Below are 26,532 nucleotides of genomic sequence, written 5' to 3' on the forward strand. Positions count from 1 at the left end.
TAATATTTAAAAACAATAAAAACTCAATTTTGTGAGTTTAATCGGGTTTTATAGGTTTTTATCGATAAAAAAAATAGTTACCTAATTAAAATTATTTTATATTTGGAGCGTAAAATCACGTATATAAAGTATTAATTAACTGGCAATTAAAACCATCCAATTAAAATATACGTAAATGAAAACAAACCTATTTAAAAATTTTAGAATTAACACATTTTTCACCAAATGAAGATAACTTTACTTTTTTCAAAAAATATCTTTTTTACTTTATTTTTTTTATCATTTAGTTTCTTTGGATTTTCCCAATCCTCACAAACATTCAGTACACCGGGAACATATACCTTTACTGTTCCTCCTGGAGTAACGAGTATCAATATTGAAGCATGGGGTGCAGGTGGTGCAGGTGGTGGTGCTACAGGAACAAATTCTTCTGGAGGTGGTGGAGCTGGTGGTGGCTATGCTAGAAGAAATTCATATGCTGTAACTCCTGGTGCTAACTACACTGTAACTGTGGGTACCGGTGGTATAGGTAGCAGAGGTAATGGTACAGATGGAGGGTTTTCATCATTGAGTAGTGGGACAACAACTTACTTATTAGCTGTTGGTGGTAATGCCGCAGGTTCTACAAGTATGAATAATACTTACACTGTAGGTGCTACCGCAGTTACCTCTGGTAATACTGGATTTACGGCTTCTCTTAGTTATTATGGAGGAAAAGGCGGAGATGGTCTATATGGTGGTGGTGCAGGAGGATCAAGCGCTGGTACTGGCTCTAATGGAAATTCTGGTATTGACCAAACTGGAGGAGCAGCAGTAACTGGAGGAGTAAAAGGAGCTGATGGTTCTGCAGATAGTGGAGACGGTGCTTTTGGTACTTCACCAGGTGGTGGTGGTGCAGGAGCAAATGCTTTAACAAAAACTGATAGATCTGGTGGAGGTGGTGGAAATGGACAAGTAATCATTTCATGGACATGTCCTACTTTTAGCTTGAGTAGCACATCCGTAGCAACTCCTTTATGTTCAACTTATACAGCAAATGTATCTGTTACCTCGAGTACAATAGGACTGCCAGTAGGAACCTATACCGTAACCTACAACATTTCCGGGGCTAATACTGCTTCTGGAAATACTGCAACTATGATTGTTACAACTGCTGGCGCAGGAAGTTTCATCACCAGTACATTACCAAATTCAGGATTAACTACAATAACGATAACAAATCTAGCCGCTGGAACATGTAGTAATGCCATTTTATTACTCAACAGTGCAAGTGTGACCGTAGCAGCTACCCCTACTATAACTTCAACTACCCCTAATTCAAGAACTGGTACTGGGACAGTTGCTTTAAGTGCGGTAGCCTCTGCAGGGACAATTTCTTGGTTTGCAGCAGCGACTGGAGGAACAGCATTAGCAACAGGTAATAGTTACACAACTGCATCTATTACAGCCACAACTACCTATTATGTACAATCAACTAATGGATCTTGTACATCAAGTCCCAGAGTAGCTATAGTAGCTACTGTAAACAATCCAGAAATTGCCGTTTCAGGAAATGGGTTCACTATTACAGATGGTGATACTACACCAAGCACTGTTGATTTTTCTGATCTTGGTAGCTCCAATCTTCTCATAGGTTTAACCAGAACCTACACAATTAATAATTTGGGTGCAGCAACATTAAATTTAGGCAGTATAACTATTGGAGGAACAAATGCCTCAGAATTTGTAGCGACAAATCCCCCAACATCAATTGCGCCTCAATCAAGCGCCTCCTTTACTATCACCTTTACTCCTACAGCAATAGGGACCCGAAATGCAACTTTATCATTTACTACTGATGATGCTGACGAAAATCCATATAATTTCAACATAGCAGGAACGGGGGATACAGGAGTAACACCAGAAATTAATTTACAAGGAAACAGCACTAATATTATTGATGGTGATTCTGCCGGGTCTACTACAAATAATACTGACTTTGGGAGTGGAGTGGCTGGAACACCTATCATAAAAACATTTACCATTCAAAATTTGGGTACTGGACCTTTAACACTTACAGGAACGCCTAGAGTTGTAATAAGTGGGGATGCCGCATTTACTGTAACCAGCCAACCAAGCAGCAATTCAATTGCTCCAAGTTCTAGCTTAACTTTTCAAGTTACGTTTAACTCTGTAATCACAGGGAATTTTTTAGCCATTGTAAGCATTGCAAATAGTGATGATACTGAAAGCATTTATGATTTTGTTATTACGGCAAATACGACAGTTACAGGTAGAGAAATAGACATACAAGGAAATGATGTTTCTATTGTTGATGGAGATACTACACCAAGTGCTTTAGACCAAACCGACTTTGGCATCACCGATACAACTACAAAAATAGCGATCCCTTTTCAAATCTATAATTATGGAACTACTGCATTAGGTTTAACAACTACTGTTAATGTGACGCCAGCAGGCTTCTTTACAGCGAGTACCATCCCTACTGCTTCATTAGCTTCAGGCGGAATTACCAGTTTTGTAGTTACATTTACTCCTACTGCAGCAGTAGGTGTTAAAACGGCAACTATCACAGTAACAAATACAGATAATGTGGGTACTCCAAGTGAAACCTCTTATGATTTTATTGTATCAGCAGAAATTAAGACCTCAGCTGCGTTGACAGTTGCTCCGGGAGGCATTACATCCAATCTTAAATTTTGGTTGAAAGCAGATAGCAATATTGGCAGTGTATTAGATGGAGCGACAATGACCACATGGGAAGAAAAAACTTCTGCCAGCACCAAAAATGCAGTAGCAAAACTTGGAAAAGAACCTAAATTTCAACACAATACCAATAAAAATGTAAATTTTAATCCAGTAATTTATTTTAATGGTGCCAATGCGATGGCGGGTGGGCAAGGTTTTAATAATTTGGATATGTATCTTGTTGTAAAGCCAAAAAATACAGTCAACTATATCTCAAGCGTATCTGATGTTTACTGCGGAGATGACATAGTAAACAACAAAAATACTCCACTTATTCAAGATGTAACTGGCTTTTCTATGGGTGCTTCTTCTAGCCGGTATCTTAATGAAGTTGTCGCATATAATCAAGCTGCCTCCAACAATTATGGTGCAGGGGAACTTAGTAACACAAAATCCTACACCGGAGTGAACATATTTAATCCAAGAAATAATGGCACGAGAATGAGTATCTTTAATAATGGTGGGTCTCTCAACAATGGTACTGGTGCTCTAACTACTACTGAAGTAAATACCGGTACTTATAAAAATATTATAAACTCAAGATATTGGTTGGGTGCTAGTGAAACTTTTGGACCAAGTTATGAGGGCGATTTTCTTGAGGTAATAAATTATAACATCAGTAATAATGTAATTGACAGGAGAAGAATAGAGACTTATTTAGCTATTAAATATGGTATTACATTAGGAAATAATGGCACAAGTTTGGATTATTATAACTCTGGTTCCACAGATACAGCCACATCAATTTATGATGCTAGTGCAGGATTTAATTATAATATTGCTGGGATAGGCCGTGATGATAAATCTGAATTGAAACAAAGGCAATCTAAAACTGAAAATACAGTTGATGACATAACCATAGGACTTGGAGGTATTTATGATAAAAACTCAGATAACCCAAATAATTTCATCAATGATAAAGAGTTTTTAGTTTGGGGAAGTAATAACGGAACACTGCTTGCGCAACCTGCAGTAATAGTAAATATGAGTTCGGGGATAACACCCTCATTAAATACAGAAGTTGATTTCATTTCAATAGGACGAACTTGGAGAGTGAAAGAAACTGGCGGTAATATTCCTTCTTGTAAGATTTCTATACCTTCTACATTACTAACATCAACTATAACTCCTCCTGGTGATTTCTTAATGTTTATTTCGAGTACTCCCCAATTTAATCCGACCTCAGAATATAGAGTTATGCGTGTTAACGGCTCAAAACTAGAGACTGATTATGATTTTGACGGAACTAAATACATCACTTTTGGTTATGCTCCTGAGAGAACTTATGAAAGAGCCATCGATTTTGATGGTGTCAATGATTATCTAGATGCAGGTAAAGTTTTAGATTTAAACACCTCCTTTACCGTTTCTGCTTGGATAAAAAGCAGTACGATTAACCAAACAATACTTTCCAAAAGAAACAACCCTTATACTGCAGGGTATGATTTAAGTATAAATGCAGCTGGAAAAGTAGAGATGAGTTGGTTTAATGGAACTAAACAAGCTATAACGTCTTCAATAATAATGCCTACAGAAAAATGGCATAATGTATGCGTGGTATATGATAATTCAACCTCAACAGCAAAATTATATATAGATGGTTTTGAAGATGCAAGTAAAACATTAAGCAATGTACCTGCGAATCCAACACAATCTTTCTTAATAGCAGCCGCAGATGGTGTAACACCTACATCTTTCTTTAATGGTACTATCGATGAAGTTCGCGTTTGGAATGTTGCGCTCTCTGTAAAAGAACTTCGTTATGTTATGAATCAAGAAATTCTAAGTAACGGTTTAGCAACTAATGGAAAAATTATCCCTAATAGCATTACATCTAATGAAATTAGTAGTATACCTTGGTCAAATTTGAGCGCCTATTATCCAATGTCTACCTATACTTTTACTAATGCCAAAGACATATCAAACAACAATAATACGGCTGCATTGCGAAATTTAACAACTGTAGATTTGCAAACTGCACCATTACCATATGAATCATTAACAAATGGAAGCTGGGAAACTCCCGGGACATGGAAAAACAATACTGTTCAAGATATTCCATATAGTTTATCAATAGTAGACGATACTGAAACTATAAACTGGAATATTGTAAAAACAAGTCACAATATTACTTCCGTAGGAAATAAAACTGTTTTAGGCCTATTTGTTAACAGCAACACATTGACTGCAACGACTGTTGGAGGATTACAAACCGACGGAACTAAAATTGAAGTTTCCCATTACTTGAAACTAGATGGAAAAATCGATTTAGTAGGACGATCACAATTGATACAAAAACTAGGCAGTGATTTAGATGCTACCAGTTCAGGTTCATTAGAAAGAGACCAACAAGGACAAGGCAATAGATTCAATTACAACTATTGGAGTTCACCTGTAGGAGCGATTAATAACACTACAAATAACAATAGTTTTACTGTAGCCGGGGTTTTAAGAGATGGAACAAATCCTGCAGCACCAAGAACCATAAACTGGATTAATGGGTATGATGGAGCAACATCACCATTTAGTTTAGCTCGTTTTTGGATTTATAAATTTGATAATTTAGGAAATGATTACGCCAATTGGAGTCAAATAGGCGAAACAGGAACTTTATCAGCAAGTAAGGGATTTACTTTAAAAGGACCAGGAACTTCAGGAACACAAAACCTTACCTTTATAGGAAAACCTAACAATGGAACTATAACAAATACTGTGGGAATTGATCAATTGTTACTAGTGGGTAATCCATATCCATCCGCACTAGATGCAACTAAATTTATTAATGATAATATTAGCGTTATCGCAAACACAACTAGTACCCCATCAATAGACGGTACCTTGTATTTCTGGGAACACTATTCCACTAATAACTCCCATAATTTAGCAGCCTATCAGGGAGGTTATGGCATCAGAAATCTATCTGGTGGACTCGCTCCAAGTTCCACTGGTGTAGATTTCATAAGTGGATCTGGTGCAGCAAGTAAGTTAATTCCTAACCAATTTATTCCTGTAGGTCAAGGTTTCTTTGTGATTGGTAACCTTACAACGGGCGGCGCTGTAACTTTTAATAACAGTCAGAGGGATTTTCATAAAGAAGACGAAACTGGAGTTTCGCAAACAACGTATAGAACTCCTACGCCTTCAAAAGTATCTAACCATTGGACAGACAACAGTAATGCTCCAATTGAGAAAGACACCCATAAAAAAATACGTCTAGGTTTTAATGTTATTGACAAAACATTCCACAGACAAGTACTATTAGCCTTTATGGATGAAAAAGCAAATAGTGAGATGAATGATGGTTATGATGCTTTCAATATTGATGATTCTCCAAGTGATATGTATTTATTAAATGGAGAAAATGAATTAGCCATACTAGGAGAAGGCTATTTTGATGAAGATGCCTCCTTCCCTATTGGTGTTCGAACAGAGGCTGCTGGAAAAGTATCGTTTGGTATTGATGCTCTAGAAAACTTCGACGAAAGTCAAAATGTTTTTATTTATGATAAAGAAACGGATACCTACAATAGCATAAAAAATAAGCTTTATGAAGTAGAACTTCCTGAAGGGTATTTGACTGAACGTTTCTCATTACGCTTTAGGGATAAAACACTTGGTGTAAAAGATGTCACATATGAAAATAGCATTCAAGTGGTCTTTACTCGTTCTAATAATGTTTTGAATATTACAAATGGATCAAATGACAATACAGTAGTTAACGTGTCACTTTTCAACATTCAAGGAAAATTAATGTCTAAATGGGATGTTGCAGACAAGGAACAAACCAGCATTAAAATCCCAATTCAAAACAAAAAATCAGGAGTTTATATTGTAAAATTAAAAACTACTAAAGGAAATATCAATAAAAAAATTATTATCAAATAATTTAAAACAATCCAACTTAAAAAAAAGACTTCCCACAACTGGGAAGTCTTTTTTTTTAAACTAAAATCAGTAAAAGAAATTTAACTAAAACTATAAATCTGGAATTAAGAAATGTTCTTATTCAGGATTAAATTTTTTGGAAAAGTAAATACTATTCAAAAAACAAAAAAACAAACCTATTTTTTCTTCATAATATTTTCATGAAATTTTTTATAAAAAAATAACAACTAAATACTAATAAACTTACAATATTTAAAAAAATATGTATTTTATCGGTTTTATTTGTCCTTAAGCTGATTAATCGCAATAATAAATTTAAATTTACGGAAACAATAAAAAAACTATCAAATACATTTCTACAAAAAGATAAAAAACTGACCCATAATTAAATACAGTAATTAAAATATGAAAAAAATTACTTTAGCGAATAAAAAATTAGTTTTTACCATTAGCCTTTTTTTAATAACATTCTTTGGAATTTCACAAACTACGCAAACATATAGCACTTCGGGCACTTTTACTGTTCCTGCAGGAGTGACCTCACTACAAGTCGAAGCTTGGGGAGGGGGCGGAAAAGGTGGTAAAAAAACCAGTGGTAATAGCGCCTATGGTGGCGGTGGTGGCGGTGCTTATGCAAAAAAATTAATAACTGTTACGCCAGGAACAACTTATACAGTTTCAGTTGGTATAGGAAGCATTACTCAAACCACTACTGCTGCTAGTGATTCATGGTTTGATAACAATACATTAATTCTAGCCAAAGGGGGTAATAGTGTGTCAGATAATTCCACTACAGGAGCTGCTGGTGGTTTATCTTCAAGCTGTATTGGAGATGTTCGCTTTAGCGGTGGTAATGGTGCAAATGGCGCAACTAATGGTGGTGGTGGTGGATCTTCTGCTGGAACTGCTTTAAATGGAACAGCAGCTACAAATTCAAACGGAGCAATTGCACCAAGTGGCGGTGGAAATGGTTCTTCTGGTTCTTCTGGTTCAGCTACTATTAGTGGTTCTTCTCCTGGAGGAGGTGGCGGAGGTGGTAAAAACACTGACGATGGAGCTTTTGGCGGAGCTGGTAAAATAAACGTCACATGGACATGCCCAGTTTATAGCATAAGCACAACAAATGTTGCAACACCAATATGCTCAACCAACAGCGCAACAGTATTAGTAACTTCGTCAGCTACAGATTTACCAGTAGGAACTTATACTATAACTTATAATTTATCTACTCCAAATACCGCAACAGGAAATACCTCAACTATGACCGTAACAGGTGCTGGAAACGGAAGTTTTACCACAAGCACATTAGCAAATTCCGGATCAACTACAATAACAATTACAAATCTGACAAGTGGCGGAACTTCTCCAAATAATTGTAGTTCTTCAATCAGCATCAATAATTCAACAAACGTAACTGTAAATGCAACTCCAACAATTACAAGTACGGCTCCTGGTTCTAGAATTGGTTCCGGAACAGTTGTTTTGGGAGCTACAGCCTCTGCGGGAACAATTTCTTGGTTTGCAGCATCAACTGGTGGAAGCGCCTTAGCCACAGGGACAAGTTTTACGACTCCCACTATTTCAACAACTACAACTTATTATGTTGAAACCACTAATGCTTCTTGTACTTCTTCAAGAACTGCGGTAACAGCTACAGTAAATACGCCAGAAATAAACATGCTTGGAAATGCGATTTCTATCATTGATGGTGATACCACGCCAAGTACCACCGATTGGACAAATTTTGGCTCAATGGAAACCAGTACGGGAATTATCACAAAAACGTTCACGATTCAAAATACTGGAAATGCACCATTAACTATAGGAGCGATAACTATTTCTGGCACTAACGCTGTCGATTTCATAGTTGCCACTAGCCCTAGTGCATCAATTGCTACGGGAGGCAGCTCTACATTTTCTGTTAGCTTTAATCCTAGCACTTTAGGTGTAAAAAACGCTTCAATTTCAATTGTTAACAATGACTCCAATGAAAATCCTTATGATTTTTCCATTCAGGGAACAGGAATCCAAACCTTTTTTGATAGCGATGGAGACGGAGTTTATGACAACTTTGACATTGATGATGATAACGACGGTATCTTAGATGCCACTGAGGAATTAAATTGTAACAACGCAAATGGCCGTAAAGTAGATTATAAATTTTTAAATGAAACCTTTGGAACAGGAGGAAAAACGTCAAGTTTTACTGCTGCCTATAATGCAACAACAACCTATTGTTATGAAGACGGAATTGTAGGTACTAATACAACCGAATGTCCTAGTCAATCAACTTGGATACTAGACGATGGTGAATACACCGTAGTCTCTAAAATAACAGGAACAGTTGCTAGCGATCCTGAAAATATTCATGGGGATTTAGCATGGTATAATGGCGAAGATCATACAACTGGGGATACTAATGGCAGGATGGCCGTTTTTAATGCCAGTTTTACTCCCGGCACATTTTATGAAACTACCATTACTGGAATCCTTTCAAATCTACCCATAACCTATAGTTTCTGGGTATTAAATATTATGGCACCCTCTACTTTCCCCGGTTCAATTTTACCAAATGTGACAGTAGAGTTTTATGATTTATCAAACAATCTTCTTACGACTTTCAACACGGGTGATATTGGCAGATGTTCTGGAAGCACCACTGATAATACATGCACTCAAGGAGTTTGGAAACAATTCACTACAAGTGTCAACTTAGGAAATGTAAATGCGTTTACCATTCGTTTTAAGAATAATGCTCCTGGTGGTGGTGGTAATGACCTTGCATTGGATGATATCCTAATTTCACAAACTTTATGCGATTTAGACAATGATGGTGTTGCTGATATGTTTGATTTAGATGCCGATAATGATGGTATTGAAGACGTTATTGAAGCTGGTTTAGGAAGCTTGAGCAATGCTAAAGGAAAAATTGACGTAAGTTGGGTCGATACTAACGGAAATGGGCTTCATGACAGTGGTGAATCAGCAGCAGCATTACCAGCATTAGATTCTGATGGTGATGGTATTCCGAATTATATTGATTTAGATAGCGATAATGATAGCATTTTTGATGTTGATGAGTCTGGAGCCGGAAATACAAATGCAGTTTCAGGATATCAAAATGGCGATGGGGATATCAATGGCGATGGTGTTGGTGATGGACCGGAATCAGAAACATTTAGAACTAAAGACATCAATGGAGACGGCATAACAGAAGGTTTTGGCGACGGAATATTAGATCTTTATGATTATGGTATCGGAGCAACATTTAATACTCAATATGGAAATTCAGGACAAGGAATTGCAACTGCAAATCCTGCCACAACTTATTTAAAAGATACAGATGCAGACGGAATACCTGATTATTTAGATAATATGTCTAATGGAAGTACATTTGATATCGCTAACACGTTATTAATCTATGATTATAAAACTTTAGATACTAATAATAATGGGATTATTGACGGCACAACTGACATTGATAAAGATGGTATCCTAGACATATTCGATACAAATACGGCTTCTTTTGGTTCACCAAGAGATATCCGAACCAAACTGTTTCTAGATTTTGACGGACGAAATGATTATGGACAAAGCACGGCCATTCTTGGTGGTTTAGCCAATGCATCGCTAATGGCATGGATCAATTTAAACCCTGCATTTACTTCGGAAGGAGTTATTGTAGGACAAAATAATTTTCAAATACGAATTACTGCTGCCAAAAAATTAGAAGCAGTTGTTAATGGAACTTCCGTTCTTTTTAATACCACTTTAAATGTATCACAGTGGTACAATGTTGGCGTAATATATGATGGATCAAATATTAAACTCTATTTAAATGGCGCTTTGGTTGCAAGCCAAGCTAAAACAGGAAGTATTCCAGCAGATGCATCACTGCTTACTTTAGGAAGAGATCCAAGCACAAGTACAAAATATTTTAAAGGAAAAATAGATGAAGTAAGAGTCTTTAATTTGGCTTTGACGGAGTCTCAATTGCAAAGAATGGTTTACCAGGAAATTCAAGATACTGGTTCCCAAATTAGAGGTTTAATTGTTCCAAAAAATGTAGCCTCCTCTCCTATTTCTTTGCCTTTTACTAATTTACTTAGGTATTACAGAATGGATAATTATAAAGATGATATTATTGATGACCTAACAACTCCGGCAATTGATATCATTGGAACAAAAATATACAACCATAAAAACATTCATGTTCAACAAGCACCAATGCCATTCTTAACAGAGCGAAATGGAAGTTTTGCAACAGCGGTAAACAGCCCCACTAAAGAAATCAGAGGTGAAGATATCATGGAACAAGACTGGTCGATAGTACATGTAAAACATGACATTACAGAAACGGCTAACAATATTGATTTAGGAATGCTGGTAGATACAGGAAAAAACATCATAATGAACAATGATACCAAAATACAAAATGATTGGTACTTGAAATTAGATGGGAAAATTGATTTAGTTGGGATGTCACAATTGGCGCAAACTATCGAAAGTGATTTAGACGTTACAAGCTCTGGATATATCGAAAGAGATCAAAAAGGGCAATCTAATATATACAATTATAATTATTGGAGCTCTCCTGTAAGTCCTATAAATACAATTGCAAATAATAGTAATTATACCGTTGCCGGTAGTTTAAAAGATGGAACAAATCCTCTGGCTCCAATAGCAATAAATTGGATTGGTGGCTATGACGGAGCTCCTACATTTCCTATAAGCTTGGCCAGATATTGGCTTTATAAATTTGATGATTATACTAATGATTATGCTAATTGGGCTCAAATAACTGAAAATGACCCAATACGAGTAGGTCAAGGATTCACTTTAAAAGGAAGTGGAGGTCCATTAGGAACTCAAAACTATACTTTTATTGGAAAGCCAAACAATGGATCAATAACAACAAATACAGTTGGTGATGATCAATTATTATTAACCGGAAATCCTTATCCATCTGCACTGGATGCCGAAGCTTTCATAACAGCTAATATAAATTCAAATCCCTCCACAGATGGAACATTATACTTCTGGGAACATTATGACAGTAACAACACCCATATTTTACGCGATTATCAAGGAGGTTATGCCGTTAGAAATTTAACTGGAGGATTAGCGCCATCAGCGGCAGGCGTTGATTTTATCAGTCAGTCAGGAACTCCTTCAAGAGGTATTCCTAACCGCTATATTCCGGTTGGGCAAGGATTTTTTGTGAATGGGAAAATTGGTTCTGGAGGAACCGTTATTTTTAACAATAGCCAAAGAGGTTTTCATAAAGAAAATGACGCTTTGAACTCAAATGTAATGTACAAAACTACCTCCAGCAAAGAAAAAGCATGGAACAACAATGATAATGATGTAGTAATAAATGACACTTATAAAAAAATTCGATTGGGATTTAATTCCTATAATGACCATCACAGACAGGTATTGCTAGGGTTTATGGATGAAAAAGCGACCAGCGAAATGGATCTCGGTTATGATGGTTTAAATATCGATGACTTTCCTAATGATATGTATTTTTTGAATGGGGAAAATCAACTGGTAATTCAAGGTGAAGGTTTTTTTGACCTCGATGCTTCCTACCCTATTGGTGTAAAAACGGATGCCGCTGGTAAAGTAAAATTCATGATTGACGGTTTAGAAAATTTTGATGCTAACCAGCCTATTTTTCTATACGATGATGAAACTAAAATATACCATAATATCCGAAATGAAGCTTTTGAAATCAATCTAACAGTAGGTGAACATCATTCTCGTTTTTCATTACGATTCAAAGATAAGACATTAAGTGTTAACGATGAAACCAGTATTGATGATGTAATAAGAGTAGCCCACTCACAAAGCAAAAACACAATAATAATCAACAACAAAACACTAGACACGACTGTTCAAGAAGTGAGTTTATTCAATATTATTGGACAATCAATAACCACTTGGGAAATTGAAAATCAAGGACAATATGACATACAACTTCCAATTAAAAAAATAAGTTCAGGAGTGTATATTGTAAAACTAAAAACTTCAAAAGGAGCGCTTAGCAAAAAAATAATTATCAAATAATTTCAAGTTTAATAAACTTCAAAAAGAGAAAACTGTCTGTAAAGGCAGTTTTTTTTTATATCTAAATTAATCCAGAAATAAGAAAAAAAGTAAACTTCATAAATTATTTTTTTAAAACGAGTAGTTTATCGGGAGATAAAATCCTTTTATCGAAAAAAGGATTATTTTCGATAAAATACCATTATAAATACTTAATTTTAAGATAATTAAGTGTCTAACACCAAAAAAAACAATATATATAATCCGAATAAAATCATGGCTGTTGTCATTTTTTCATTGCAACTCTAAAATAAGATATACAGAATAACAACAGGTTGATTCATTTTTTCATTGCAAATAATACCACTACAATAAACTTTATTTAACTTCTGTAAACATCATAGATAATTTTCTATATCCGGTTTACAAAATCTAATTGTTTGATTAAAAAGTGTGCATATTATGAAAAAAAACTACTCTAGATTCAATATAAATTTAATTTTTGTATTACTAAATTCGAAGAATTCTCTTTTGATTGTTTTGATTGTTTTTCTGTTCAGTTTGGATAATTTCGCCCAATCCATATCGAATTTTAATCCAATTAATGCTTGTGCCAATTCTGGGGCTTCAGTGATTATAACTGGAACTGGTTTTAGTGGAGCGACTTCTGTAACCTTTAATGGAATAGCTGCGGCTTCATTTACGATAGATAGCAATACTCAAATAACCGCAATATTAAGTGCCTCTGCTACAACTGGATTTATTTCGATCACACCCGCTTCAGGTTCGGATATTATTAGTTCGGGCACTTTTACGGTAAATCCTATTTTGGTTCCTTCAGTATCAATTGTTGCTAGTCCGGCAAGTCCTATATGCTCCGGAACATCCGTAACCTTTACTGCAACTCCTGTAAATGGTGGCAGTACTCCAACTTACCAATGGTATGTAGCTGGTATTGCTGTTGGAACGGGTCCTACCTACACTACGAGTACACTTGCAAATGGCAATCAGGTAAAAGTTGAAATGACTTCTAATGCAACCTGCACGGTTCCTGCTACAGTAACTAGCAACATCATAACAATGACTGTCAACACTGCAGTGACACCATCTGTGGCTATTGAATCAACCCAAACAACATTTTGCGAAGGAACATCCGTGACTTTTAGCGTTGATGCGGTGGTCAATGGTGGCCTATCCCCAACCTATCAATGGAGAATAAATGGTGCTCCAGTTGGCAACAGTTCAACTTTTACCTCAACGATACTTTCAAATAATGATGTTATTACATTAGATTTAACATCTTCAGCAACTTGCGCTACACCGGCAATGGTTAGCAGTAATTCTATTCAGGTTAAGGTTAATCCAAACTTACCCGCAAGTGTGAGCATTGTTTCAGACGATGCCGATGATACCATTTGTGCAGGAACAAGTGTCACTTTTACAGCCACTCCAACCAATGCCGGAACTACTCCAGTTTATCAATGGTATGTAGGAGCAACTCCTGTGGGTTCAAATAGTGCATCCTACACCACTTCAAGTCTTACAACCGGACAATCCGTATCGGTAGTGATGACTTCAAATGCAGTCTGTGCTGCAGGCAGTCCGGCAACAAGTAATGCAATTGCTACAACCGTGAATCCAAACTTACCTGCAAGTGTGAGCATTGTTTCAGACGATGCCGACAATAGTATTTGTGCAGGAACGAGTGTCACTTTTACAGCCACGCCAACCAATGGTGGAACTACTCCAGTTTACCAATGGTATGTAGGAGCAACTCCAGTGAGCTCAAATAGTGCAACCTACACTACATCCAGTCTTACCACCGGACAATCCGTATCGGTAGTGATGATTTCAAATGCAGTCTGTGCTACAGGCAGTCCGGATACAAGTAACGCAATTGTTACAACCGTGAATCCAAACTTACCTACAAGTGTGAGCATTGTTTCAAACGATGCCGACAATACCATTTGTACAGGAACAAGTGTCACTTTTACAGCCACTTCAACCAATGGTGGAACTACTCCGGCTTACCAATGGTATGAAGGAGCAACTCCAGTTGGTCCAAATAGCACAACCTACACCACATCAGGTCTTACAACCGGACAATCCGTATCGGTAGTGATGACCTCAAATGCAGTATGTGCCACTGGCAGTCCAGCTACAAGTAATGCTATTGTAACAACTGTCAATCCAAACTTACCTGTAAGTGTGAGCATTGTTTCAAACGATGCCGACAATACCATTTGTGCAGGCACAAGTATCACTTTTACAGCCACTCCAACAAATGGCGGAACTACTCCAGTTTACCAATGGTATATAGGAGCAACTCCTGTTGGTTCAAATAGTGCAACCTACACCACAACAGGCCTTACAACCGGACAATCCGTATCGGTGGTTATGACTTCAAATGCAGTCTGTGCTACAGGCAGTCCGGCTACTAGTAACGCTATTGTCACAACTGTCAATCCAAATTTACCTGCAAGCGTGAGTATTGTTTCAAACGATGCTGACAATATCATTTGTGCAGGAACAAGTGTCACTTTTATAGCCACTCCAACCAATGGTGGAACTACTCCGGCTTACCAATGGTATGTAGGAGCCACTCCAGTTGGTTCAAATAGTACAACCTACACCACATCAGCCCTTACAACCGGACAATCTGTATCGGTAGTGATGACCTCAAATGCAGTTTGTGCTACAGGCAGTCCTGACACAAGCAATACGATTGTTACAACCGTGAATCCAAACTTACCTGCAAGTGTGAGCATCGTTTCAAACGATGCCGATAATATTATATGTGCAGGAACAAGTGTCACTTTTACTGCCACTTCAACCAATGGCGGGACAACTCCAGCGTATCAATGGTATGTAGGAGCAACTCCAGTGGGTTCAAATAGTTCAACCTACACTACATCAGCACTTACCACTGGACAATCCGTATCGGTAGTGATGACTTCAAATGCAATCTGTGCTTCTGGTAGTCCCGCAACAAGTAATGCTATTGTAACAACCGTTAATCCGAACTTACCTGTAAGTGTTAGTATTGGAGCAACGGCGACAACTATATGTGCTGGCACATCAGTAACCTTTACCGCAACTCCAACCAATGGAGGTACGACACCTGCTTACCAGTGGAAGGTAAACGGAGTAAATGCAGGAACAAACAGCAACACATTTACAACAACCACTCTTACCAATGGACAAATAGTTACAGTCATATTAACATCCAATACTACACCTTGTGCTACAGGAAACCCCGCAACTAGTAATAGTATTACAATGACGGTGAATTCTTTAGTTACGCCGTCGGTAAGCATTTCTAGCACCTCAACATCAATATGTTCAACTGCTGGAACTTCAGTAACTTTTACTGCAACTCCAACCAATGGAGGAAGTGCTCCAACATATCAATGGCAAAGAAATGGAACAAATATTGGCGGAGCAACCTCTTCTACTTATACTACTACATCACTGGCAAATCCTTCAACAATTACAGTGATAATGACTTCTAACGCTACTTGTGCATCACCGACTACTGCTACAAGTAATAGTATTTTGATGACAGTTTATACTGGAACGCCTTCTCTTCCTGCAAATGCAATATCAGGGCCGACAGCAGTTTGTCCTGTTACTTCAACTACATATTCTGTATCAGCCGTAGCTGGTGCGACTCTTTATACTTGGGCTTTTCCTACAGGTTGGGTGATAAATTCAGGCCAAGGAACCATATCAGTCAATGCAACTGCAACGGGATCAGCCGTAATAGGAAACAATCAAAACATTACCGTTCAAGTAAGTAATCCTTGTGGCAATGGCAATACAAGAACTTTTAACGTTGACGTGAACACATTTGCGGCCGTAAACCTTGGAGCTGATATAAGCATGTGTTCCGGAACAAGTATTAGTTTAAACCCAATATTAACTGGTAATGCAAATGCACTACCCACGTTTACTGCTTCCAGTGGAACTATTAGTGGAGGGCCTTATCCTGCAACCTATATTTATACACCTAGTATTTCAAATGGCACCGTTACAATCAATGCAACTTCAAACGATCCTGTTGGAGGTTGTAACGCTGGTACAGACCAATTAATTATTACTGTGAATCAGACTGTAGTTATTACTTCACAACCCGCAGCCACCCAAACCGTGTGTTCAGGAAACAATGTTAGCTTTAGTGTAACGGCAACCGGCACGGGATTAACTTACCAATGGAGAAAAGGAACTACAAATCTTTCTAACATCGGTAATATTTCCGGGGCTAATACTGCAACCTTAACCCTAACCGGTGTTTTAACAACTGATGCAGCTACAAATTATAATGTAGTAATAACAGGAACAGCACCATGTAATGTTGTAACTTCAAATAACGCCACTCTAATTGTAAACGAAGTGGTCACAATTAGCGCACAGCCTGCCGTTAACCAGACCGTATGTTCAGGAAATTCGGCAAACTTTAGCGTTACAGCAACGGGTACCGGATTAAATTACCAATGGAGAAAAGGAACTACAAACTTAGCCAATGGCGGATCAGTATCAGGGGCTAATACTCCAACCTTATCCATTAACCCCGTCGTATCGGGCGATGCTGCTACAGATTATAATGTGGTCATAACAGGAACAGCTCCTTGTACTGCTGTGACTTCTAATAATGCCGCTTTAATTGTGAATGATGCGGTAGTTATTACTTCGCAACCTGCTGCCACACAAACCGTATGCTCAGGAACCAATTTAAGTTTTAGTGTAACAACAACTGGTACTGGATTAACTTACCAATGGAGAAAAGGAACTACAAATCTTTCTAATGTGGGTAATATTTCTGGCGCTAATACTGCAACCTTAACCTTAACTGGAGTTTTAACAACTGACGCCGGAAGTTATAATGTAATAGTGAGTGGAGCCAGTCCTTGCCCTGGAGTCACTTCATCCAATGCCGTATTAGTCGTTAACCAAGTGGTGGCTATCAGTGACCAGCCTGCCGTTACCCAGACCGTATGTACAGGAAATTCGTTAAACTTTAGCGTAACTGCAATGGGTTCTGGATTAACCTATCACTGGAGAAAAGGAACAACAAACCTTACCAATGGCGGAGCAATATCTGGGGCCAATACCAATACCTTAACCATTAACCCTGTAGTATCGGGCGATACTGCTGCAGATTATAATGTGGTCATAACAGGAACAGCACCATGTACTGCTGTAACTTCAAATAATGCCGCTTTAATTGTGAATGATGCAGTAGTTATTATTTCCCAACCTGCAGCCACACAAACGGTATGTTCAGGAATCAATGCAAGTTTCAGCGTAACGGCAACCGGTACAGGTTTAACTTACCAATGGAGAAAAGGAGCTACAAATCTTTCTAACATCGGTAATATTTCCGGAGCTAATACTGCAACCTTAACCTTAACCGGTGTTTTAACAACTGATGCCGGAAGTTATAATGTAATAGTAAGTGGCACAAGTCCTTGTGCTGCGGTTACTTCATCCAATGCTGTACTGGTTGTAAACCAAGTGGTGGTAATCAGTGCCCAGCCTGCCGTTACCCAGACCGTATGTACAGGAAATTCGTTAAACTTTAGCGTAACTGCAACTGGTACAGGATTAAATTACCAATGGAGAAAAGGAACTACAAACCTTACCAATGGCGGATCAGTTTCAGGGGTCAACACCAATACCTTAACCATTAACCCCGTCGTATCGGGCGATGCTGCTTCAGATTATAATGTGGTCATTACAGGAACAGCACCATGTACTGCTGTAACTTCAAATAACGCAGCTTTAATCGTGAATGATGCGGTAGTTATTACTTCACAACCTGCTGCCACACAAACCGTATGCTCAGGAATCAATGCAAGTTTCAGCGTAACGGCAACCGGAACAGGATTAACTTACCAATGGAGAAAAGGAACTACAAATCTTTCAAACGTCGGTAATATTTCAGGGGCTAATACTGCAACCTTAACCTTAACAGGTGTTTTAACAACTGACGCCGGAAGTTATAATGTAATAGTAAGTGGCACAAGTCCTTGTGCTGCGGTTACTTCGTCAAGTGCTGTACTGGTTGTAAACCAAGTGGTGGCAATCAGTGCCCAGCCTGCCGTTAGCCAGACTGTATGTACAGGAAATTCGGCAAACTTTAGCGTAACAGCAACAGGTACAGGATTAAATTACCAATGGAGAAAAGGAACTACAAACTTAGCCAATATCGGATCAGTATCAGGGGCTAATACTCCAACCTTAACCATTAACCCCGTCGTATCGGGCGATGCTGCTACAGATTATAATGTGGTAATAACGGGAACTTCTCAATGTACTGCTGTAACTTCAAATAATGCAGCTTTAATCGTGAATGATGCGGTAGTTATTACTTCACAACCTGCTGCCACACAAACCGTATGCTCAGGAACCAATTTAAGTTTTAGTGTAACAACAACTGGTACTGGATTAACTTACCAATGGAGAAAAGGAGCTACTAATCTTGTGAACGGTGGAAATATAAGTGGGGCTAACAGTCCTTCTTTAACAATCTCAAATGTAACGACTGCGGATGCTGCAAATAATTATAATGTAGTGATTACAGGCACAGGTCCTTGTGTACCTGTAACTTCAAATAATGCGATTCTGCTTGTGAATAAAAAAGTTGTCATAGGAACGCAACCATCTAATGTGGGAATATGCGCCAGTAGTACTGCACAGTTTGGCGTAGTGGCTAGCGGTGATGGTCTTACTTACCAATGGTATAAAGGAACCTTTCCTGGCATTGCAGTTGCCAATACTGCTTTTATTACAGGGGCTCAAACAAATGTTTTAAATTTCAGTCAGGCATTTTTACCAGATGATGGTGTTTATTATGTTGTTGTAAGTGGTGCAAGTCCATGTGCTTCTCTAAAGTCAAATGAAGTAACATTAAATGTAGACCAATCCATTCAAATTACAACACAACCTATTGCCCAAACTGTCTGTGAAGGTGCTAGTTGTAGCTTCTCAGTTGCTGCCAATGCAGGCGGTGATCCTATTACTTATCAATGGAGAAAAAATGGGACCAACATTTCAGGTGCAACAACTGCAACCTATACAATTGCAACAACAGTTTTGGTAAATGCAGGTAATTATGATGTGGTTGTTTCAGGACCTTCTGGTTATACTTGTCCAACGGTTACTTCTGTTAGTGCAGCACTTACGGTTACACCAACTGTTGGCTTACCAACAGCGATTACCATATCTGCAGGAACGCAACCAAGTTGTCAAATAACAGCTTCCACTCCAACCACTACATTCGCTACCGCAGCTACCAACAGTACTAGCTTTAACTGGTCAGTAAGTAATCCCGCAGCAGGTACTATCAACTCATCAGGAGTAATTACATGGGCAACAGGATTTTCAGGTTCAGTAAATATACAGGCAACCGCAAATGGTTGTAATGGCCCTTCCTCTCAGGTAGCCAGAACAGTTATTATTACGCCAACAGTTGGAACACCGACAGCGATTACAGTATCTGCAGGAACAGAACCAAGTTGTCAAATAACTGCTTCTAGTCCTACTACTACCTTTGCTACCACAGCTACTAATAATACCGGCTTTAACTGGTCCGTGAGTAATCCGGCAGCAGGGTCTATCAACTCATCAGGAGTAATGACATGGACAACAGGCTTTTCTGGGTCAGTCAATATCCAAGTAACGGCAAATGGTTGTAATGGTCCTTCAGCACAAGTAATCAGAACAGTTACTGTTACACCAACTGTTGGTACACCAGCAGCAATTACCGTATCTGCAGGAACACAACCAAGTTGTCAAATAACAGCTTCTTCTCCAACCACTACCTTTGCTACCACAGCTACCAACAATACAAGCTTTAACTGGTCAGTAAGCAATCCAGCAGCAGGAACTATCAACTCATCAGGAGTAATGACATGGACAACCGGATTTTCTGGTTCAGTCAATATTCAGGTAACAGCAAATGGTTGTAATGGTACTTCAATACAAATAATCAGAACGGTTAATGTTACACCAACTGTTGGCACACCAACAGCGATTACTATATCTGCAGGGACTGAACCAAGTTGTCAAATAACAGCTTCTTCTCCAACCACTACCTTTGCTTCCACAGCTACCAACAGTACTAGTTTCAACTGGTCAATAAGTAATCCGGCAGCGGGAACTATCAGCGCATCAGGAGTGATGACATGGGCAACAGGTTTTTCTGGGTCAGTCAATATCCAGGTGACAGCAAATGGTTGTAACGGTACTTCAACACAAGTAACCAGAACAGTTATCGTTAACCCTACCCCAAATGCAGTTGCAACAAATTCAGTACAAACAATTTGTTCAGCAAGTGCAATTACAACAATGGTTTTGTCTGGAAATGTAGCTTCAACGACTTTCAATTGGGTTAGAAACAATACTGGAACTGTAACTGGGATCTCAAATAGTGGGAGTGGAAACATAAGTGGAAGTCTAACTAATACTACTAATGCACTAGTAACCGTAACTTTCACCATTACTCCTACAGCTAATGGATGTTCTGGAACACCTATAACCACAACAGTTCTCGTTAATCCAACTCCAAATGCAGTAGCAACAAATTCGGCTCAAACAATTTGTTCAGCAACTGCAATTACAACAATGGTTTTATCTGGAAATGTAGCTTCAACGACTTTTAATTGGACTAGAAACAATATAGGAACTGTAACCGGAATTGCCGCTAGTGGAACTGGTGATATTAGTGGAAGCTTAACTAATACAACTAATTCACCCGTAACCGTTACTTTTACAATCACACCTATAGCCAATAGTTGCAATGGAATCCCAATAACAGCAACTGTTTTGGTAAATCCAACTCCCAATGCGGTTGCAACTCCAGCATCACAAACAATTTGTTCAGGAACTGCAATTACAATGATAGTTTTATCTGGAAATGTAACTTCAACGACTTTCAATTGGAATAGAAACAATACAGGAACTGTAACAGGAATTGCCGCCAGTGGAAGTGGAAACATTGGCGGAAGCTTAACTAACACTACTAATACACCCGTAACCGTTACTTTCACTATTACTCCTATAGCTAATGGATGTTCTGGAATACCAATATCAGTAACAGTTCTCGTTAACCCTACACCAAATGCAGTGGCAACAAATTCGGCTCAAACAATTTGTTCAGCAAGTGCCATTACAACAATGGTTTTATCAGGAAATGCAGCTTCAATGACTTTCAATTGGACTAGAAACAATACAGGAACCGTAACAGGTATACCAAACAGCGGAAATGGAGACATTAGTGGCAGCTTAACTAATACAACTAGTTCACCTATAACCGTAACTTTTACAATCACACCTACGGCTAATGGTTGCAATGGAGCACCAATAACAACGACAGTTTTGGTGAATCCAACTCCTAATGCGGTTGCAACTCCAGCGTCACAAACGATATGTTCCGCTAGCGCAATTACATCAATAATTTTATCTGGAAATGTAGCTTCAACGACTTTCAATTGGACCAGAAATAATACAGGAACGGTTACGGGAATTGCGGCTAGTGGAAGCGGAAACATTAGCGGGATTTTAATTAATACAACTAGTGCTCCAATAACAGTGACTTTCACCATTACCCCTGCAGCTAATGGATGTGGAGGAACACCTATAACTGCAACAGTTACAGTTGATGCTACTTCTGTTGGTGGTTCAATAACTGGTTATTTTAGTACTACTCCGACAATAATAAGTAATTTAATTACTGCCTGCCATTTAGGTAGTGGTACACTTAATTTAAGTGGTTTTGTTGGAAATATTCTGCGATGGGAATACACTACTAATGGTGGCGTAACTTGGGTGCCTATTGCAAATATAAGTACTGTAAATAATTTTACGAATATCAGCCAAACAACATTATACAGAGCAGTAATTAAAAATGGGACTTGCGGTCTTGCCTATTCAGCCTTAGCGTATGTAAATGTCATTCCACCAAATATCAAACCAGATCCTGTATCGGCATCACCATCAACTTTATGTTTGGGAAGCTCTTCTTTATTTACTTCCCAAAGTAGTTATGGTACTGGGCAATTTTTGCAAGGCGGTGATTTTCAAACGGGTCAATTGAATACGCAAGACCCTAGAGGCTGGTTAGTAGATGGTTCGCCTGGAGGTTATACCGCATCTGCCAATAATACAAGTTCTAATCATTGGGCAGGTACAAACCCACATCCTTTTCCAGGCGGAATAATTTATGATTCTGGTGATCCAAAATTCGCAATTGCGAATGGCCCGTTGACTTCAACCTTACAAACGCCAATATTTAATTCATTAGGCTTAACAACCTTTTCATTTGGATTTGATCAGGCCTATAAATTATTGACTGGAGACCGCATACTCATTGAACTTTCATTGAACGGTGGCGCAAGTTATACCGTTACTTTACAAGATATTACCGGACCAGCTCAATCAGCCCTTTTTAATACCTTTGCGAATGACAATACTTCCTTCGATTTACAAAATTACATAGGACAAACACAATTAAGAGTAAAATTTACTTTTATAGGGGCAAATACAAATAGTGCTTGGGCGCTAGATAATTTTAAATTCCCGGATGCGCCACCAAATCAAACTATAGAATGGACTGATGAAGATGGAAATATAATTTCAACAACAAATACGGCGAGTATAACACCTGTTTCGCCAGGGGTTCAGGTTTATGGTGTCACAACTTTAATTAATGGATGTAGAAGTTCAGGAATAGATGGAACTGAATTTGTTACCGTTAATGTAAACTTTGCTTATGCAGGGAAAGATCTTGCAATTGTAGCTGCTGACTGTGGTAATAATACGGTAACTCTTAATGCTTATGACAATAGGCTTACTGCCGCGCAAAATATAGCAAAAGGAGCTTGGGACAATAATTATATAACAGATACTGCTATAGGTACAGGTGCCACCGGAAAATGGACTATTAAATCAAGTACCGCAATAAGCCCTTGTAATACCGCAACCTTTTTACCAAATGATACCGATCCTAATGCTACGTTTACAGGTGATGCTGGAACTTACGTATTAACGTGGACAGCAGCTGGTTGTTCAGATGATGTTAGTGTAGTTTTGAGAGATTGTGCTACAATCAATTTTGACGGGGCAAATGACAATATAACCTTTAAAGATAATTATGATTTCACAGCTCCATTTAGTATTGAAGTTTGGGTAAAACCAAATGCTGTAACGGGGACACAAACCATCTTTTCTAAACGCGATTCTAATAATCTGTCTACTGGTTATGATTTGAAATTGACAGGGGACAAAATTTCATTCAATTGGAATGGAGCAGGAACAATTATCTCTAACAATGCCATTAGCACAAATAGATGGTATCATATTGCAGTTACCTTCAGCGGTGCAACTTATCGATTGTATATTGATGGTATCGAAGTAAAAAATGAATCGGGTATATTACCGACTACTAATAATTTTGATTGTATTTTAGGGGCAATGAATAGATTAGGAAGTCAACCAGTGAGCTATTTTAATGGTTGGATGGATGAAGTCAAAATTTGGAATAAAGCATTAACTCCAGAACAATTACACCAAATTATGAATCAGGAAATTAAAAGCAACGGAACTGCCGTTTCTGGAGTAATCATTCCTGTAGATGTAAACGGATTGTCATGGACAACAGATTTATTAGGCTATTACCAAATGAGTTCTATTAGTTGTGGTTATCTCAATCCAACAAAAGGAACTGCGGTAGGTAAATTAAGAAATATTACCAGCGCACAAGAACAAACTGCTCCTATACCATATACTTCAAGAGTTAATGGTCAAGATTGGAGTACGGATAATACCTGGACCTATTTTAATGTTTGGGATGCGCCAAATAGCTTAGGAGTTGATAATAGTACTCCAATTGATTGGAATATTGTACAAATATCACACAACATTAATTCCGGAAATAAAGACATTACAGTATTAGGTTTACTTTCAACTGCTGGAAAATTAACAATAGCTGATCCTGTTGTAACTACTCCAATAGAAAATAATGACGGACAAGGCTTATGGGTTACCCTTTATTTATTATTGAACGGTAATATTGATCTTGTAGGAGAATCGCAACTCGTTCAAAAAAGATATACAGCAACTCAATACGATGAAAGTATTTTAGACGAAACCAGTACCGGATATATTGAGCGAGACCAACAAGGCAAAAAAAATAGCTTCAATTATAACTATTGGTCATCACCGGTAAGTATTCAAGGTAACTTAAACAATTCCCCTTTTGCCATTTCAAATGTTTTAAAAGACGGAACAAATTCATTAATCCCGAGTACTATTGATTTCAATGATGGTGCCTTTTATGCAGATGTAGTTTCAAATCCTATAAAAATAAGTAACCGCTGGTTATGGTCTTATAATTCACAAACACTTAATTCAAATACAGCCTTAGATGATTATTATCAATGGAAATATGTTGGCAGTACCGGTTTGATCAAAACAGGAGAAGGATATACCATGAAAGGAACTGGTGGTATTGCACCAATCACTGCCCTCCAAAACTATGTCTTTATAGGAAAACCTAATTCTGGGACTATTACATTAACAATACCTTATAATCAAACGTATTTAGTAGGAAATCCATATCCATCAGCAATGGACGCTAATTCATTCATAAGAGACAACTTAAAAGATTGTTCAGGATGCACAAATACTGTGAATGTATTCAATGGAGCACTTTATTTTTGGGATCATTTCGGCTTGTCAAACAATCATGACTTAGCTGAATATGAAGGTGGTTACGCAACCTACACCTTAATGGGAGGAGTGGCAGGAATTGCTGATAGCCCTTTAACTGCAACTGGAGCTGGTACCAAAGTGCCACAACGATACATCCCCGTAGGACAAGGATTTTTTGTTGATGCTTATCAAGATTCTCAATTAACAGGATCTGAAATTCCAGCTTCGGTTACTGGTGGTACATTATTTTTTAAAAATAGCCAACGAGTATTTGTCAAAGAAAGTCTAGCAAACTCTCTCTTTATGAAAACAAGTGGAACAACTAAATCAAATGCAAAAGACACAGATGCAGAAACCGAAACAAGATCAAAAATAAGGCTAGGTTTTGATTCGTCACTTGGTGTGCACCGACAACTATTACTTGGCGCCGATAGTAGCACTACCTCAATGTTCGACATTGGTTATGATGCTCCAATGTTTGATTTGAGTATCGATGATATGTTCTGGGAAATCAACAATATTGAATATGTCATTCAAGCTGTTACTGATTTTAATGAAAATCAAATAATTCCTTTAGGCCTTACTGTAGGAACCGAAGGGAAAGTAAAAATAAAAATCGATACTCTCGAAAACATATCTAATAGCACTGAAATTTACCTCCATGATAACGTAACGGGAATTTATCATAACATTCGTAATAGTGATTTTACAATTTCATTAGCCGTTGGCGAATACAGAAACCGTTTCTCTCTTCGATTCACAAACAAAACACTTGATGTTGATGAAAATAATTTGAATGACGGACTAATAGTTTTATACTCTAACAATTATAAAGTCTTAATTATTCAAAATAAAGCTCTCAATTCAACAGTAGATGAGGTGCGTCTATTCAATCTATTAGGGCAAGCTATTGCAAATTGGGATGTGAAAAATGAAAATCAAACCAAAATTCAAATTCCAATCAAAAATTTAAGTTCAGGAGTATACATCATAAAACTAAAAACTTCAAAAGGAGCATATAGCAAAAAAATCATTATCAAATAAATGTATGTTTCCGGTAGATAATCAGATTCGATTAAGTAAATATTAATCTGAATTTTAATAATTGATTTAAATTATTATTTATATTTGAATTAC

Annotated in this window: 3 protein-coding genes; all 3 read left to right on the forward strand. The window is 37.8% G+C overall.

Annotated elements, in window-relative coordinates; genetic code table 11:
• Positions 1-225 precede the first annotated feature (225 nt).
• Positions 226-6,633: a DUF8202 domain-containing protein gene (locus ACNQF8_RS07305; RefSeq protein WP_417953151.1), complete on the forward strand. Its 6,408-nt coding sequence runs from the start codon at positions 226-228 to the stop codon at positions 6,631-6,633.
• Positions 6,634-7,038: 405 nt separating this feature from the next.
• Positions 7,039-12,705 (forward strand): choice-of-anchor D domain-containing protein, encoded by a 5,667-nt coding sequence (locus tag ACNQF8_RS07310; RefSeq protein ID WP_417953152.1) that lies wholly within the window; start codon positions 7,039-7,041, stop codon positions 12,703-12,705.
• A 441-nt stretch (positions 12,706-13,146) separates the two neighbouring features.
• A complete protein-coding gene (locus tag ACNQF8_RS07315) occupies positions 13,147-26,439 on the forward strand; it encodes a PKD-like domain-containing protein (RefSeq protein ID WP_417953153.1) in 13,293 nt (4,430 codons plus the stop codon).
• Positions 26,440-26,532 lie beyond the last annotated feature (93 nt).

The sequence above is a fragment of the Flavobacterium labens genome (assembly GCF_048286755.1).
GTDB lineage: Bacteria > Bacteroidota > Bacteroidia > Flavobacteriales > Flavobacteriaceae > Flavobacterium.

Excerpts from the sequence above, each read along its gene's own strand:
- ACNQF8_RS07310 (WP_417953152.1), top strand. The coding sequence starts at position 7,039 with ATGAAAAAAATTACTTTAGCGAATAAAAAATTAGTTTTTACCATTAGC.
- ACNQF8_RS07315 (WP_417953153.1), top strand. The coding sequence starts at position 13,147 with ATGAAAAAAAACTACTCTAGATTCAATATAAATTTAATTTTTGTATTA.
- ACNQF8_RS07305 (WP_417953151.1), top strand. The coding sequence starts at position 226 with ATGAAGATAACTTTACTTTTTTCAAAAAATATCTTTTTTACTTTATTT.